The sequence below is a fragment of the Chloroflexus sp. MS-G genome (assembly GCF_000735195.1).
In the GTDB taxonomy this organism is placed as follows: Bacteria; Chloroflexota; Chloroflexia; order Chloroflexales; family Chloroflexaceae; genus Chloroflexus.
This window is the reverse complement of the sequence record NZ_JPIM01000033.1, coordinates 1-14,484: the sequence shown is the minus strand read 5'-3', so window position 1 is coordinate 14,484 and position 14,484 is coordinate 1. Positions and strand designations below refer to the sequence as shown.

General features: G+C 53.5%; 11 protein-coding genes. 2 read left to right on the top strand and 9 right to left on the bottom strand.

What is annotated here, in order from left to right; genetic code table 11:
• Positions 1-3: 3 nt before the first annotated feature.
• The 7 genes from JE47_RS0108005 to JE47_RS20980 all read right to left on the bottom strand — a co-directional run bounded on the left by JE47_RS0108005 (position 4) and on the right by JE47_RS20980 (position 9,493).
• Complete coding sequence (locus JE47_RS0108005) at positions 4-1,698, bottom strand: fatty acid CoA ligase family protein (RefSeq protein ID WP_051871099.1); 1,695 nt, start codon at positions 1,696-1,698, stop codon at positions 4-6.
• Positions 1,699-1,716: 18 nt separating this feature from the next.
• Positions 1,717-3,753, bottom strand: a complete 2,037-nt coding sequence (locus JE47_RS0108000) for a S9 family peptidase (RefSeq protein ID WP_031459252.1) — start codon at positions 3,751-3,753, stop codon at positions 1,717-1,719.
• Between the two features lie 12 nt (positions 3,754-3,765).
• Positions 3,766-4,653: an alpha/beta fold hydrolase gene (locus JE47_RS0107995; RefSeq protein WP_031459251.1), complete on the bottom strand. Its 888-nt coding sequence runs from the start codon at positions 4,651-4,653 to the stop codon at positions 3,766-3,768.
• Between the two features lie 121 nt (positions 4,654-4,774).
• Positions 4,775-6,091 carry a putative bifunctional diguanylate cyclase/phosphodiesterase gene (locus tag JE47_RS22120; protein WP_236631171.1) on the bottom strand — a complete coding sequence of 439 codons (1,317 nt, stop codon included), beginning with the start codon at positions 6,089-6,091 and terminating at the stop codon, positions 4,775-4,777.
• Positions 6,092-6,178: 87 nt separating this feature from the next.
• Positions 6,179-6,862 (bottom strand): response regulator, encoded by a 684-nt coding sequence (locus JE47_RS22115; RefSeq protein ID WP_236631170.1) that lies wholly within the window; start codon positions 6,860-6,862, stop codon positions 6,179-6,181.
• A gap of 66 nt (positions 6,863-6,928) precedes the next feature.
• Positions 6,929-7,378 (bottom strand): response regulator, encoded by a 450-nt coding sequence (locus JE47_RS0107985; RefSeq protein ID WP_031459250.1) that lies wholly within the window; start codon positions 7,376-7,378, stop codon positions 6,929-6,931.
• A gap of 21 nt (positions 7,379-7,399) precedes the next feature.
• The gene (locus JE47_RS20980; RefSeq protein WP_081910003.1) at positions 7,400-9,493 is read right to left on the bottom strand and encodes a sensor histidine kinase; all 2,094 of its coding nucleotides are present in this window, start codon (positions 9,491-9,493) and stop codon (positions 7,400-7,402) included.
• Positions 9,494-9,689: 196 nt separating this feature from the next.
• On the opposite strand from JE47_RS20980, the gene JE47_RS0107975 reads away from it, so the two are divergent.
• Positions 9,690-10,829: a hypothetical protein gene (locus JE47_RS0107975; protein ID WP_031459248.1), complete on the top strand. Its 1,140-nt coding sequence runs from the start codon at positions 9,690-9,692 to the stop codon at positions 10,827-10,829.
• Positions 10,830-11,054: 225 nt separating this feature from the next.
• Here the strand turns inward: JE47_RS0107975 and JE47_RS0107970 are convergent, their stop codons facing one another.
• Positions 11,055-11,462, bottom strand: a complete 408-nt coding sequence (locus JE47_RS0107970; protein ID WP_031459247.1) for an EVE domain-containing protein — start codon at positions 11,460-11,462, stop codon at positions 11,055-11,057.
• 105 nt (positions 11,463-11,567) lie between these two features.
• Between JE47_RS0107970 and JE47_RS0107965 the strand changes: the two genes are divergently transcribed.
• The gene (locus JE47_RS0107965) at positions 11,568-12,797 is read left to right on the top strand and encodes a J domain-containing protein (RefSeq protein ID WP_031459246.1); all 1,230 of its coding nucleotides are present in this window, start codon (positions 11,568-11,570) and stop codon (positions 12,795-12,797) included.
• On the opposite strand, the gene JE47_RS0107960 is transcribed toward JE47_RS0107965, so the two are convergent.
• Positions 12,794-14,041 (bottom strand): PD40 domain-containing protein, encoded by a 1,248-nt coding sequence (locus JE47_RS0107960; RefSeq protein WP_031459245.1) that lies wholly within the window; start codon positions 14,039-14,041, stop codon positions 12,794-12,796. The two genes, JE47_RS0107965 and JE47_RS0107960, sit on opposite strands and share 4 nt — an antisense overlap.
• Between the last annotated feature and the right edge of the window lie 443 nt (positions 14,042-14,484).

Sequence of the window (14,484 nt, the reverse complement as noted above, 5' to 3'; positions counted from 1 at the left end):
TCGTTATTCAGCGACGCCCAAACGATGTGCTGCCCATTGTGCTAATTGCTCACGAAAAATCTTTGCGTTATGGCGGATATCAACCGGGAACGAGGGATGGATCAGAAAGTTCTGGATTTGTGCAGTCGTATCGCTCGTTGCCGCTAGTTGACGTAATTCAGCTATCAGTCGCGAGGGCGACATCGTTACTGCGCGGTTGCGTTCAACCACGACAACCGGCATCTGAGCACCGGGTGAACCAACGCCAACCAGTGCCGAGCGGGCAACGGCCGGATGCTGGTTGAAGAAACGTTCAATCGGTTCGGTGAACAGTGTCCCACTGGCAGTGATCACACGTTGACTCTTCCGTCCGTAAAACCACAATCGCCCCTGTTCATCGAAGTAACCCAAATCTCCCATTCGATGCCAGACGTGCTCGCCATCAGTGATCTTAGCCAACGCAGTGGCTCGTGGTCGTCCGACGTAAGTGCGAGTCACCGTCGGGCCGCGCACGCAAATCTCGCCAATCACTTCTGCCGGTAAGCGTTGGACATCACGCCAATCGGCGATTGGCTCATCACTGATTGGGATGATTGCCACTTCCATACCCGGAACCGGATAGCCAATACACGTACCGGCCAGTGGTGACGGCCGCTCGGTGTGGGCCTTCAGGATGTCGCGACCACTGATCGAGCTGACCGGTAGTGCTTCAGTAGCGCCATAAGGCGTGTAGCTATCGGCTGGCGGTACCAGAATCCGGTGCAGACGCTCGTGCAGGTGGAGTGGCACCGGCGCACCAGCCATCAAGACGCGCCGTAACGACGGTAGTTGAATATCATGCGCCAGACAGTAGGTAGTCACCTTCTCCCAAATTGCCGGTGAGCCAAATGTTGAGGTCACACCCAGGTCGCGAATAAACTCAACCACTGCTGCCGGATCGCACTGTGCTGGACGGGTTGGGTCAATGGGCGGAATTGCCGACGTGACTCCTAATGCCACGTTGAACAGCGCGAACAGTGGAAAAGCCGGCATCTCGATCTCGCCTGGCGCAATTCCAAATAGGTCGCGCAAGATATGAATCTGCGCCTCAAACATACCATGCGTGTAGAGAACACCCTTCGGGACGCCGGTACTCCCACTGGTAAAGACAATCGCCGCTGGATCATCAGCCGTCGTCTCGACCAGGGGGAACGGCGTTCGCATTGGGAGATCGAGTTCGCGGAGGGCAGCCGCACCGAGGATGGCTGGCCCCACTGAAACTGCATATCTGATTGTCGCGCAGGCACGAGGAAAGATCAAACGCAGGAGATGGGCACGTGGTACCCCGATCAAGGCCTCTGGTGCGGCTTCAGCAATACATTGCGCAAGATTTCGTCGTCCCATTGCCGGATCAATCAAGATCGGTACACAACCGGCTTTCAACAGCGCAAACGTCAGCCGAATCAACGGCTCTCCCGCCGGAACCATCAGCAATACCCGCATTGCCCGCTTCAGACCGTAGGCTGTCAGCCCCCAGGCCAGCCGATCACTGGCCGCATGCAATGCGGCAAAACTCTGCCGCCGATAGATAACCTTACCCGCCCGATCTCGCCCGATCCCGCTAATGACGGCGGTCTGTTCGGGGTGTTCCTGCGCCATCCACGACAGGTAGCGGGCAACATTTGTTCCCGTTGGCGCTGAACGCAGCGCATGCTGCGCTACCGATAGCGTGTTGACCATTGGTGCCCTCTCGTCACACTACTGTTCGATACCCAGGGCGGTCAGGATGAAAGCATATTCCCAGGCAAACTCTTCAAGACGGGCGAACCGACCCGAATGACCGCTATGCCCGGCTTGCAAATTGGTGCGCAGCAGAAGCATAGTGTCGTTGGTCTTCATCGTGCGCAGTTTTGCTACCCACTTCGCCGGATCCCAGTACGGTACCTGTAAGTCGTATAGCCCGGCAGTAACTAGGATGTGAGGATACGGTCCTGATTTGAGGTTCAGGTAGGGATCGTAAGCTCGCATGACAAGATACTCGGCCTCAATTACCGGATTCCCCCATTGCTCCCACTCGGTAACTGTCAGTGGCAGATCGGGCTTGAGCATCGCAATAATCACATTCGTGAACGGAACTCCGGCGACTACGGCCTGAAACAGATCGGGACGGGCATTGACAACGGCTGCCATCAGCAGACCACCAGCACTCCGCCCATTGATCGCCAGTTGTGATGGCGAGGTGTAGCCTTCCGCAATCAAGTGTTCGGCGCAGGCGATAAAATCGCTGAACGTATTTGGCTTGTGCCGCAGCCGACCTTGTTCGTACCATTGCCGTCCCAGCTCCTGACCACCACGGACATGCGCGATCGCGACGGCAAACCCCCGATCAAGCAGACTCAGTCGCTTACTGTCGAACACCGGATCATAGCTGTAGCCATACGCCCCGTACCCGCATAACAGACAGGGGCCACCCTGACGCGGTCGATCACGGCGATAAACGATAGAAATCGGGATGTGTGCACCATCGGGTGCAGTTGCGGTCAATCGCTCACTCACATAGAGCGACGGATCGTAGCCAGAGGGAATCTCTTCTTGCTTTAGCACCTGCCACGTGCCATACCGCATGTCGTAGCTGATCACCGATGGCGGTGTTACCAGTGAGCTATACAGCAACCGAAGTTGATCGGTAGCAAATTCTACATTTTCGTCTGCCCAACAGGTATAAACCGGTTCGGGGAAGTCAATGTAGCGCGGGTGATTCCCATCTGGATCACTAATCCGAATCTGCCGCAAACCGGCCCGTCGCTCGTAGACGACCAGATAATCGGCAAAGCAATCAATGCGATCAAGCAGGGTATCGTCACGTCCTGGCAAGATTTCAACCGTGTTCGTTGGATCGCTCACCGGGGCGCGCAGAAGCCGAAAATTCTCGGCGCCGTCATTCGTTCTGATGTAGAAGTGATCGCCGTGGTGATCGACAAAGTATTCAATCTGCGGACGACGTGGATAGATCACCTGCCATTCGGCAAAAGGAGTTGCCGTTGGGAGATAATGCACTTCAGTGCCGTTGTGGCTATAACAGGTGAGCAGCAAGTACGTACCGGAGCGACTTCGCCGCAAGCTGAGATGGAAACGCTCATCGGTCTCTTCGTAGATCAAGACATCATCGGCAGGTGAGGTACCGAGCACGTGGCGATACAGGCGATACGAACGATGCGCATCATCGTACACTGTGTAAAAGAGGGTTTGATCATCGGCCCACTGCGCGTCATCAACACGTTCAATCGGGGCATCCAGCACTGTACCGCTTGCCAAATCCTTGATAAACAGGGTAAAAATGATGGAACCGGTTGTATCGAGACCATACGCCAGCCGCTGCTGATCAGGTGACGGCTCATACGGGCCAAGACGGCAAAAGGCATGCCCAGTAGCCAGGGCATTCAGGTCAAGTAAAACCTCTTCGGGACCATCATCACCGACTTTCCGGCACATCAACGGGTACTCAGCACCCTGTTCGGTGCGGGTGTAGTAGCGGTAACGACCGCGAGGAACCGGTACCGAACAATCATCTTCCTTGATACGACCACGCATCTCGTGGTAAAGCCGCTCGCGCAAAGCTGCTGTCGGTGCCATAACTGCCTCGGCATACGCATTTTCCGCTTCGAGATAGGCAATCACTGCCGGATCGTTCCGATCCTCAAGCCAGGCAAAGTCATCAACAATCTCGTCGCCGTGTAAGCGAATAATCACCGGTTTCCGCATTGCAACCGGCGGCTGAATAGTCTCACGGTACATAGATAATGCTCCTCATTCTGCCAGCAACCACTGTGCCAAGTATGCAATCATCGTATCAGAGGCGTCTTCCAATACGTAATGCCCGGCATCATCAAGGCGGGTCACATACGCGGTCGGGAAACGGGTCAACCATCCGGCCAGAAAGCGATCGTCGAAACACCAATCGCGTCCGCCCCAAAAAATGCGCACCGCTTTGTGACGAAGCACCACTAGATCGCGATCAATAGCATCAACAACCGGCCAGGTTCGGTGTCCTGGATGGAGTGGAATATCTTGCACAAAACGGGCAATTGCCACCCGATCAGCCGGCGTCTGATATGGCCAGAGATAACCGGCCCGCACTGCCGGATCTAACGGTCGTGTGACGGCCATCACTGTAGCGGCAAGGGCAAAGGCATTCACGTGCCGGATGGCCCATTCGCCAATCCACGGCAACTTCCCTACCGCAATACGCCACGGCACATACGGCGAGAGAAATGCCGCCGTATTCAGCAATACGATCCGCCGCACCAGTTCAGGATGGCGAACAGCCCATCCCATTCCGATGGCACCACCCCAATCATGAACCACCAGATCAACCGGCCCCAGGTTGAGCCAGGCCAACAGTTGTTCAAGATGACGAATATGGTTGGCGAGGCAATACGGGTAGTGTAGTGGTTTGTCTGATAACCCACAGCCAAGATGGTCAGGCGCGATCACCCGCCGTCGGTCACGGAGTGCCATAATCAGGCGTCGGTAAAAGAAAGACCAGGTTGGATTCCCATGAAGCATCACAACCGGTATTCCTGTGCCTTCGTCGACATAGCGAATAACGCCAGTACCGCCGGGTAGAGCGTACTCGCCAACCCGAAAGGGAAAAAGGGCTTGCAGCGCAGCCGGTAGAGTGAGGTGTGTCAGCATGCGTGAAATGTTCTCCGCTACACATACAACAGTCCAATCTGAGTATACACCGACTGGCAACTGTACGCACTAGCGAACAATGGATTGTCCGCCAATCCCACTGCTAGGAAGAATGCAGACATTACATCATTGCTCGTTGCAGGAACTGACTTGCTTCTTCGGTTGGCAATGGTTGACCGAGCAAATATCCCTGACCATAATCGCATCCTACCATACGCATCCGTTCAACCTGCTCAACAGTTTCCAGACCTTCGGCAACCACTTCCAGATGAAGTCCACGCGCTAAATTGACAATAGCATTCACAATCGCTTGCGAATGATGATTCTGATCGATTTGAATAATAAAGTTCCGATCAATTTTAATCTGATCGATTGGCAATTGTATCAAATAACTCAATGACGAATAACCAACCCCAAAATCATCAAGCACGATCTGGATACCATAATTGCGAAGTTGCGCTAACACTGCTGCCGCCTCTTGACTGTATTCCATCAAGGTGTTTTCGGTGAGTTCTAGTTTAATTGATTGCGGTGGTATGTTGTACTGTTCTAATACCTGCACGAGTCGCGCATAGAGATCGGGCACCATAAACTGGCGCGCCGAAAGGTTTACGTGAATTGACAGATCGTTGGCCGATAACGTTTGTCGCCATTCGGCCAGTTGCTGGCAGACAAGTTCTACGACCTGCCAACCAATCGCGGTTCCCAAACCGATCTCTTCGGCAATGTTTAGAAAAGCTGCTGGTGAGAGCAGTCCGTGCACCGGGTGTTGCCAGCGCACCAACGCCTCAAACCCGATCAATTTCCCCGAATGAATGTTAACAATTGGCTGGTAGTAGACGACAAACTCGCGCAATGTTACTGCCCGTCGCAAATCATGTTCAAGCGCCAGCCGGGCCTGCGCTGCTTCGCGCATAGCTGGTTGAAAGACAACGTAGCGTGATTTCCCGGCTGCTTTTGCCCGGTACATTGCAACATCGGCGTCACGTAATACTTCAGCAGGATCGTTATATTCTGCCGAGCCGAACACGATGCCCATACTGGCAGAGGAATGGAGGAGATGACCGCTAACCTCAAGCGGACGATCTAACTGCTGTAAGATACGCTCTGCGACGCTGATTACCTGATCAACGGAAGCTATATCATCAAGCAGGATAACAAACTCATCACCACCCATGCGCGCACATGTGTCTATGGCGCGCAGACACCGGTACAATCGTGTCGCAACTGCCACCAAGTATCGATCGCCAACCGGATGACCAAAACTGTCATTGATAAACTTGAAACGGTCGAGATCAAGGAAGATCACGGCAAAGTGGTAGTCAGGGTGACGTTGGCTCCGTTTGATCGCCTGAGATAACCGATCACTCAAAAGCAGACGGTTTGGCAAACCGGTAAGTGCGTCGTGCAAAATCCCGTGTTGTAGGCGCAATTCCATCAATTTTCGTTCGGTCACATCGCGGTAGTTAACGATGACCCCCTCTACCGCCGGATCATCGAGCCAGTTAGACGCAGTTGCTTCGATTCAGCGCCAGCCACCACCAGCCCGAAGCACACGAAACTCGGTGATCGTCGAGGCGCCAGATTGTCGAACTAAATCAAAAAAGGTATGTTTGACCCGTTCACGATCAGCCGGATGAATAAAGGTGAAGCTAGAAACTGGTTGTGACAGAAAGCCCTCTACCTGATAGCCGAGCAGATGACGAGTCGAGGGACTGGCATAGCGAACCAACCCATGCCGATCGACAATTAAAACTGCATCACTGCTGCGTTCGATCATTGCGCGAAAGAGACGTTCGTTCCGCTGTAAGGCCTGTAAAGCCTCTTGTCGTTCGATGAATAACCGGCGCTCACGCAACGCGCGTTCGGCGATCCGCGGAAGTTCGAGAAGAGTTGCTGGCGTCTTTACCACATAATCCAATGCCCCCGCCTTAAGTGCTGCTACCGCAGTTTGTTCATCACCATGGCCGGTCATTAAAACGACCGGTAAGGGTACATCTGCATCCGTGATGATCAGCAATTCATCACTACGACCATCAGGCATGTACAAATCGCAAATAATCAGGTCGAAGGAGTGTGTTGCTAAGAGTTGTCGGGCTTCGTGGAGCGATGATGTAGCCGTGATCTGTACTGCACTGTGCTCAAATGCCCGTTGGATAAGCGCAACATGATCGAGATTGTCTTCAACTAACAAAATGTGTGGTTTCACTGCAAACTACCCGCCAATCTAAATGCAGACTCGGAAGCGTGTGCCTGGTACCTCATCATGCTCGTTTCATGCATGAAGTACCTGATTCCATTCCAGCCAGTAATCACCCAAATCGTTCATCATCCGGATAAACTGCTCAAAATCGACCGGCTTGACCAGATAACTGTTGGCATGAAACTGATACGCCAGGCGAATATCGCTCTCCATCCGCGATGTTGTCACGATTACCACCGGAAGATGCCGGAACGTAGGGTCAGTTTTGATCGCTTGCAACACCTCAAGACCGCCCAAGCGTGGGAGTTGCAAATCAAGCAACACGATATGAGGGGATGGATTAGTTTCCGGATCGGTGTATGGTGCTTGCCGTCGCAGATAATGAAGTGCCGCTTCACCATCTGCAACGTGAATAATGCGGTTAGGAATCCGATGATCGTTCAGCACACGAGTGATCAGTTCAGTGTGATCAGGGTTATCTTCCACCAGTAGAATCACGACTGGATCGATACTGCCCGACATGATTGTACTCCTTACCATAACTTACTCTGATACAGGTGGCTGTGGCAATGTGAGATAAAACGTTGCACCTTTTCCCAAGCCTTCTGATTCCACCCATATCTTACCACCGTGCGCTTCGACAATGCGGCGTGCCAGCGCCAGACCGATACCGGTGCCCTCAATCTGCATATTGAGACGCTCGAAGAGACCGAATATGCGCTGCGCGTGACGTGGTTCGATGCCGATCCCATTATCACGAACACTAACGAGAACAAAACCGGGTTGATCGGCAGGTCGGGCTTCGATCCAAATCTGCGGTGACGGCTGGTCACCCATAAATTTCGCTGCGTTATCGATCAGATTCTGAAACACTTCACGCAACCGTGTCCGATCACCGTAAATTTCCGGCAGGTTTGGTGGCAGATTGAGGTAGACATTCCGTTCGGCTAGTCGGCTACTCACACTGGCTGCTGCCTCACTGATCAATAGTCCCAGACCGATCCGGCTGGGCTGGCTGAGTTTCCTACCCGCCCGTGACAGATTGAGCAGATCTTCGAGGAGCTGGTACATACGGTCGGCAGCGGCGATGATTCGTTGCAGATCGGCAGGAATCCGCTCTAAATTACCCGCTTCCAGGTCGCGTTGAATATAACTGGCAAAGCCTTTAATCGTAATGAGTGGACTTTTGAGATCGTGCGAGACCGTGTACGCAAATTGTTCCAGTTCTGTGTTGCGCGCAGTCAGTTCATTCAGCAAACGTTCACGTTCAATTTCGGCCTTCTTTCGTTCAGTAACATCAATTCCCAGCGCCTGATACTCTATCGGTACGCCGTTATCATCTAACAGTAGACGATTGATCCAGTGTTGCCAGCCGATTGTGCCATCGGGTTGCAACACCTCATGCTCATGTTCCATGGTCGGCTGCTCAGGGGTAAGCTGACGAATATCAGCGGCAACCTGTGCCCGTCGTTCGGGGGGAATTAGCTCATAGAAATTGAAACCGATAAGTTCCTCGCGTGAACGCTGGAATGTCTGGCAGTAGCGATCATTCACAAACGTCAGTGTTCCATCGGCCAGGAAACGACAGATCAAGGCCGGCATATCTTCGACCAGACCACGGTAGTAGAGTTGGCTACGTTGCAGCTCGGTTTCAATCGTTTTCTGTGCGGTAATATCAATTTGAAGTCCGTACATGCCCTGCAACACGCCTTGTGCATCTACGACCGGCTGACCGATGCCACGCAACCAGCGGATTGTGCCATCGGGTAAGATCACCCGAAAATCAACGGTCAATTCCTGAATGTTGCTGATAGCACGGTCAACTGCTGCCCGAACAGTAGCCTGATCATCGGGATGAATACGCGCCAGCCAGGTGCGGAAAGTAAGTTTTTCGCGGGTGGGTTCGATGGCAAGCAGAGGATAATTTTCTGGCGACCAACGAATGGTTCGGGCCTGGGCATCCCACTCCCAGGCCCCGGCGCGCGCTGCCAGCAGTGCCTGCCGCAGCCATTGCTCGGCTCGTTTACGTTCGGTAGCCTCCTGACGACTCTGGCGTAGGGCAGCGGAAAGTTGCGCATCAACGATGAAAATAATGATACCGGTTAGGAGTAGGATCACCGAGATCAGAATGGTATAGACGAGCGATGTCTCTAATAACTGCGTCGTCTGTGGTAGCCAGCCAGTCAATTCGAGAAGCCATAGCCCCAACATCGTGGCGCTACTTACCAGCGCAGCACCTGATGCTCCGTAGCGACCAAATCCAATACCGGTCAGTAACACAACAAGAACGTAGTGCAGCACTGCCGAGCTACGCACACCACCGCTGAAAAGAGCTGTAACGGTAATGACGAACCAGAGGACGCCGCATACCAGACCGGTGCCTGTGTAGACCGCTCCACGGCGTACCATCCAGGCCCCTCCTGTAAACGTAATGGTCATTACTGCCGACGCCAGCAGTGGGATTGCTGGTTGGGCGTAGAGAAATGGGCTGACAATGCTAAACAGACCGGCAATAAGCGCCAGAGTGCTAAAAATCGGCCACAAGATCACTGCGCCGTACTGCTGTCGGTTGGCAAACGGAGTTTCCAAGGGGAATATATGGGTAAAGAAGTCTGTGAGTAGATGATCTGAATTCATATATTCATACAATGTTTCAGTATACAGAAGATCACTATTCCGTGTCAACCATATTATATTATGATTCAATCATCGAACAGATGTCGTATACTAACAACCGGTGCTTCTTTTTACCATTAACATATCGGATTGTTATTACCAAAACCGTTTCACTTGGCTTTAAAGTGAGCTTATTTGCAACAAGATTGATACTGCTATGCGCTATTGTTTGATCATCATGCTACTGGCTGGACTGATCGCCTGTAGCACCACGACCTCACTGCCCACCCCATCACCAACTTCAGCAGTAGTACGTCCAACACCGGACATCCCACTGTTACCGGCGCCATTGTACGTACTCGACCGTGGACAGATTGCGCGTATCGAACGTGATGGCGCGACTCGTCGCCAACTAACCCGTGAACGAATTGAATACGCCGGTATTCCGCCAATCAGTGATATGGATATTCACCCTACCGCCGGGATGGTTTACGTGGTGGGTGCGGCTGCCGGTGACCGACTGGTACGCACGGATCTTGACGGCAATAATCCTCAGATCGTTTACGAGGAAGCCGGGCATCAGCTCAGTGCGGTACGCTGGTCACCTGACGGTGCGCTGATCTATCTCCGGTTTCAAAACAACCGTGAAATCCGTGATCTCCCTGACGGTCTCTATCGGATCGCGGCGAGTGGAGGGGCGCTCGAATTAGTTCTTGCCGATGATCCTGTTGATAATCCAACGAATCCGTCTCGCTCAGTACGCAGGTATTATCCATTCCTCTGGGATTCAACAGGGAACACATTGATAGTCGAGTCGTCGGCCACATTTTACGACGATTGCGAGCTGGTGTTCTGGCAAGCGCAACGCCAGGAACTGCGTCGCCCGACTCTGCCGGAGGACATGCAGAGTCTGTGTGGCGAAGCTTTTTGGCTTAGTGATGGCAATGCCGCGCTCTTCCTCATCGGACCACCCACCGGTCCTGGTATCTGGCAGGTAGACGTGCAAACCTTGCAAGCGCAGCCACGCACCGCTGATGGTGTCCTGGCCCGAGCCCCCTTTCTCAAAGGTGATGATCTGCTCTTTGTGGCTGTAGATCGTGTCAATGACGGGTTTACCTTTACGCTCACCCGGCAGTCACCTGATGGCGCGTTAACCAGGCTGCGACCACCGTTTCGCGAAACTCCCCTCCTCATTCGCTGGGCGCCCGACGGGAGCGGCATTGCTGCGGTCGTTCAAACTGCGCGTGGTACAGCATTACGCTGGTATCCGATTGGTGATTTGCCAGCGGTCGAATTACCCCAAACAGAAAATGGAGTTTCATGGTTGATTTGGGGATCGATTCCTGATCGCAGTTGAGCGGTACCGGGTTACCAATCTTGCCTCTTCCCCAGGCGATGTCGTGTTCCTTGCCTTCCGTTTGCGGAGCAATGGTTATACTGCTGCGCCAGCCGATGGGGTTCCAGTTGTGGCACGATGCGAGTTACCGGTCTGCACATCTCGCGCCACTGATGACCGTTACCATCCTGGCAGAGCGAGTTCCAAACCCTCCCACTCATGTGTTCTTCTCGCGCACCTCTACCTCTATTCGGCCATTGCCAGCAGACGTTGCCACTGTTCGGCGGTAACCGGTACCACCGAAAGGCGCCCCTGGCGCACCAGCGCAAAATCGGCAAAAAAGGGATCGGCCTTAATCGCTTGCAACGTGACAGGGCGTGCCAACCATCGTAATGGAACAACATCCACGACCAACAGACGAGGATCACTCTGCTTGGGGTCAGGGTATGGATCGCTCACGACCTGAGCGAGACCAACTGCCTGACGCTCATCACCCGTGTGGTAGATCAATGCCTCATCACCACAACGTATGTCGCGTATGTGCTTGAGCGCCACATTGTTGGTCACTCCATCCCATACTGTGCGTCCTTCTCGCAGCAGATCGGCAAAACTGTAGACGGTTGGTTCAGTCTTGAGTAACCAATAGTTCGGCATAGCGTCCTCTACACTCGCTAGGGTCAGCTTTCGTTGCTGCCTATACATCATTCGCGAGACGATCATACCAGATTTGCTATAATATCCGGCGTGAAAGGGGGCTACGTGAACGACGACTTTGAACAGCTTGACGACTACACTATCTTGGGTATTAAGCCTGGCGCAACACCGGCTGAGATAAAACAGGCTTATCTCAAACAGATCGGAATCTATCATCCTGATCGCTTCGCAGGTGCTTCGCCTGAACAACAGGCCTATGCTGCCCGCCGTGCTCGCCGTATCAACCAGGCCTACCAGAATCTCCGCCGCCGCCGTTCAGTTTCTGTACCGGTCACGACAACGCAGCGTGATTATCAAGCTGAACTGTACGCGCAGGCGCAAGAGCATCTGTCCGCCGGTAGACGGTTACAGGCGTTAGCCACATTACGCGAATTGCAACGCATCAATCCCTGGTACCGCGATTGCGCCACGCTGATTGCAACCCTTGAGTCAGAACAGCGATCTGCGGTCGTGACCCCGCGCACCGTCTCACGGCGTACCGTGCTCGTTGCAATGGCAAGTGGTGTTGGGCTAAGTTTGCTGGGTTGGTTGGGTTGGCAGCAGTTGCAGGGCGCGACCGCGTCACAACAGTATCCGCCAGCGATGCTTCCAACGACGATCTCAGAGCCAACGACTCCGCCATCACCTACTGTTGCTCCCTCACCGACGACTCCGCCATCACCCACTGTTGCCCCTTCACCGACGGCGGTGCCATCACCTGCTGTCACACCATCACCTACTGTCGCCCCATCACCCACTGTTATCACTAGCGGCCCAGTAGTTTATCAAGCCAACTTCGGAGCCAACAGCGATTGGCCGACCACCAGTGGTAACGGCTGGAGTGTCGGTGCTGATAACGGTCGGTATCTGATCCAGGCTAACGCCGGGCTGGGCGACATCTGGGCATTTCGGACTTCACCGATTGGGAGCGATTTTGTTGTGGACGTAGAAGTGCAGGTTACCGGCGATTGGGCTGGTCTCATGCTACGATTCAACGATCCGAAACATTACCTGAGTTTTCTGATCAATCCGGTGCAGGGGCAGTATCGCTGCGACGAACGGAATGGTGATCAACGAATCGTGCTCGCCACAGGTCAGGTGGAAGTGCGAGATGCTACCCGACTCGGCGCCCGACTTGAGAACCAAGGCATAACACTCTTTGTAGACGACCAGATTGTAGAAATGTTGACCGCCTCCTCACCTCCCCCCGATCCACGGTACGGTCTCATCGTGCGCGCTGAACGCAATCCAACGACAGCGGTCTTCCGTAACCTCACCATCCGTGCCCTCAATTAAGGACGTTGTGGCAGCCACATCGCCAGCACACCGTCGCTGCGGCGAGTGGCAATGCCCCGGTTGATGTCTAGTACGTGAACGCCGTCATTAGTGCCATACGCCAATGCCCGCCCATCGCTTGACCATAGATCGAAAGAGAGCGTGTACGCATCGAAAAAGTTAATCTGGGCGAGAAACTCCTGGCTGGGAACAAACGTGTTCAGAGTTCGCGAGGAAGTGCCATTCCGACCAACCAATTGCCAGCGCAGTTGTGGTGAACCACTGCTCGAACGGCCCGCAGGGGTAAGGTAGGCAATCTGTTCCCCATTTGGTGACCAGAAAAAGGCAACAACATCGTCATCAGTCGCCGAAAGTGTCCGCACCGAACCATCGAGCGTTACCAGCTTCAACGGGCCGAAACCTTCAGGTCCGACGGTTGTATACGCAATCTCATCACTCTTTGGCGAACGACTGAAGATGATGGCTGCCATTGGTTCACGTGCCAGTACTTGTGGTTGCATTTCGCCAACCTTGACTCGGGTCAAGACGCTCTCAACCTTTTCAACCGTTGGTGGGCCTTCAATTGGCGGTTGCGCTACGTAAAAGAAACTTTCGCCATCAATACTCCAGGCAGGAACCTGAAAAAACCCGGGATCGTCAATTTCGTACAACGGTTGTTTCCGACCGAGTTGTACCGAGATGACCCGCCCGTCCTCGAAGATAGAGCCTCCGATATGTACCAACACCGACGAGCTATCAGGTTGCCAGGCCAGATACAACGAACTCGGCGAAACACTCACTAATTCAGCCTCGCGCGAGCCATCTGCTGGCACAATATGCATTCCTAACCCGCCGGTGCTACGGTTTGACAAGAACGAGAGATGCTGACCGTCAGGCGACCAGACCATATAGAGCGGTGGATTGGTTGTCGAGCGATACAATTCGGTACGTGTCCCACTACGTAAATCAATAACTTGCAGGATACTGACATTGCCCTTCCGGCTAATGTAGGCAACGCGACTTCCGTCAGGTGCCAACGCCGGATAGCGAAACAACTCTGTACTGAGATCATCGGCCAGTACCTGGGCGTTCCCCTGGCGATCAACAATTGCCAGTCGTTGTCCCGGACCAACGACCAGTAATTTCTGATCAACCGGGCGATTCGTAATGAGCAGGAAAGCCACTACGCCTGCGCTCAGACTGCCGATGAGAATCACTATGCTTAACAGCCCAATAATCGTCAATAAGATTCGGCGGGCAGCCATACATCGCTCCTTTCCGGTGAGGGGTGTATGTTAAGTAGTATAACAAGGTTTCGGTGTAAAAAGAAAAATTTTTTCACGCCGTGGACTGTTCGCTTATTCTGCCGATGCTTTGCCGCGCCTTCGGGATGATCGTCCCTGAAGCGTGATACCGGGCAAGCATTGTCCTTCTCGCTACGCCACGTAAGGACGTGTTCACCTTTCGCTCCTAGCAGCAGCGGGAGGGAATGAGAACTGCCGGCTATGTGCAGGCTAGAAGACTACCATCCAGGAAAGAGGAGTATCGCTCTAACAACATCCCGCAAGTGTTTGGAATGGCGATCTAGTAAAGAACGCCAACAACAAAACCGTTTCTTTATGCTACAACTTGATAAATCGGTACAGTTTTTCTCAATTTTCACGCTTGTGTGCTATGATTGCGAAGAATTGATCAAGAACTTGCTCAA

What these genes read in the sequence shown, in the direction of transcription:
- JE47_RS0107970 (WP_031459247.1), bottom strand. Translation starts at nt 11,462, where the DNA reads ATGCCGAACTATTGGTTACTCAAGACTGAACCAACCGTCTACAGTTTT.
- JE47_RS20980 (WP_081910003.1), bottom strand. Translation starts at nt 9,493, where the DNA reads ATGAATTCAGATCATCTACTCACAGACTTCTTTACCCATATATTCCCC.
- JE47_RS0108005 (WP_051871099.1), bottom strand. Translation starts at nt 1,698, where the DNA reads ATGGTCAACACGCTATCGGTAGCGCAGCATGCGCTGCGTTCAGCGCCA.
- JE47_RS0107960 (WP_031459245.1), bottom strand. Translation starts at nt 14,041, where the DNA reads ATGGCTGCCCGCCGAATCTTATTGACGATTATTGGGCTGTTAAGCATA.
- JE47_RS0107985 (WP_031459250.1), bottom strand. Translation starts at nt 7,378, where the DNA reads ATGTCGGGCAGTATCGATCCAGTCGTGATTCTACTGGTGGAAGATAAC.
- JE47_RS0107995 (WP_031459251.1), bottom strand. Translation starts at nt 4,653, where the DNA reads ATGCTGACACACCTCACTCTACCGGCTGCGCTGCAAGCCCTTTTTCCC.
- JE47_RS0107975 (WP_031459248.1), top strand. Translation starts at nt 9,690, where the DNA reads ATGCGCTATTGTTTGATCATCATGCTACTGGCTGGACTGATCGCCTGT.
- JE47_RS0108000 (WP_031459252.1), bottom strand. Translation starts at nt 3,753, where the DNA reads ATGTACCGTGAGACTATTCAGCCGCCGGTTGCAATGCGGAAACCGGTG.
- JE47_RS22120 (WP_236631171.1), bottom strand. Translation starts at nt 6,091, where the DNA reads ATGGAATTGCGCCTACAACACGGGATTTTGCACGACGCACTTACCGGT.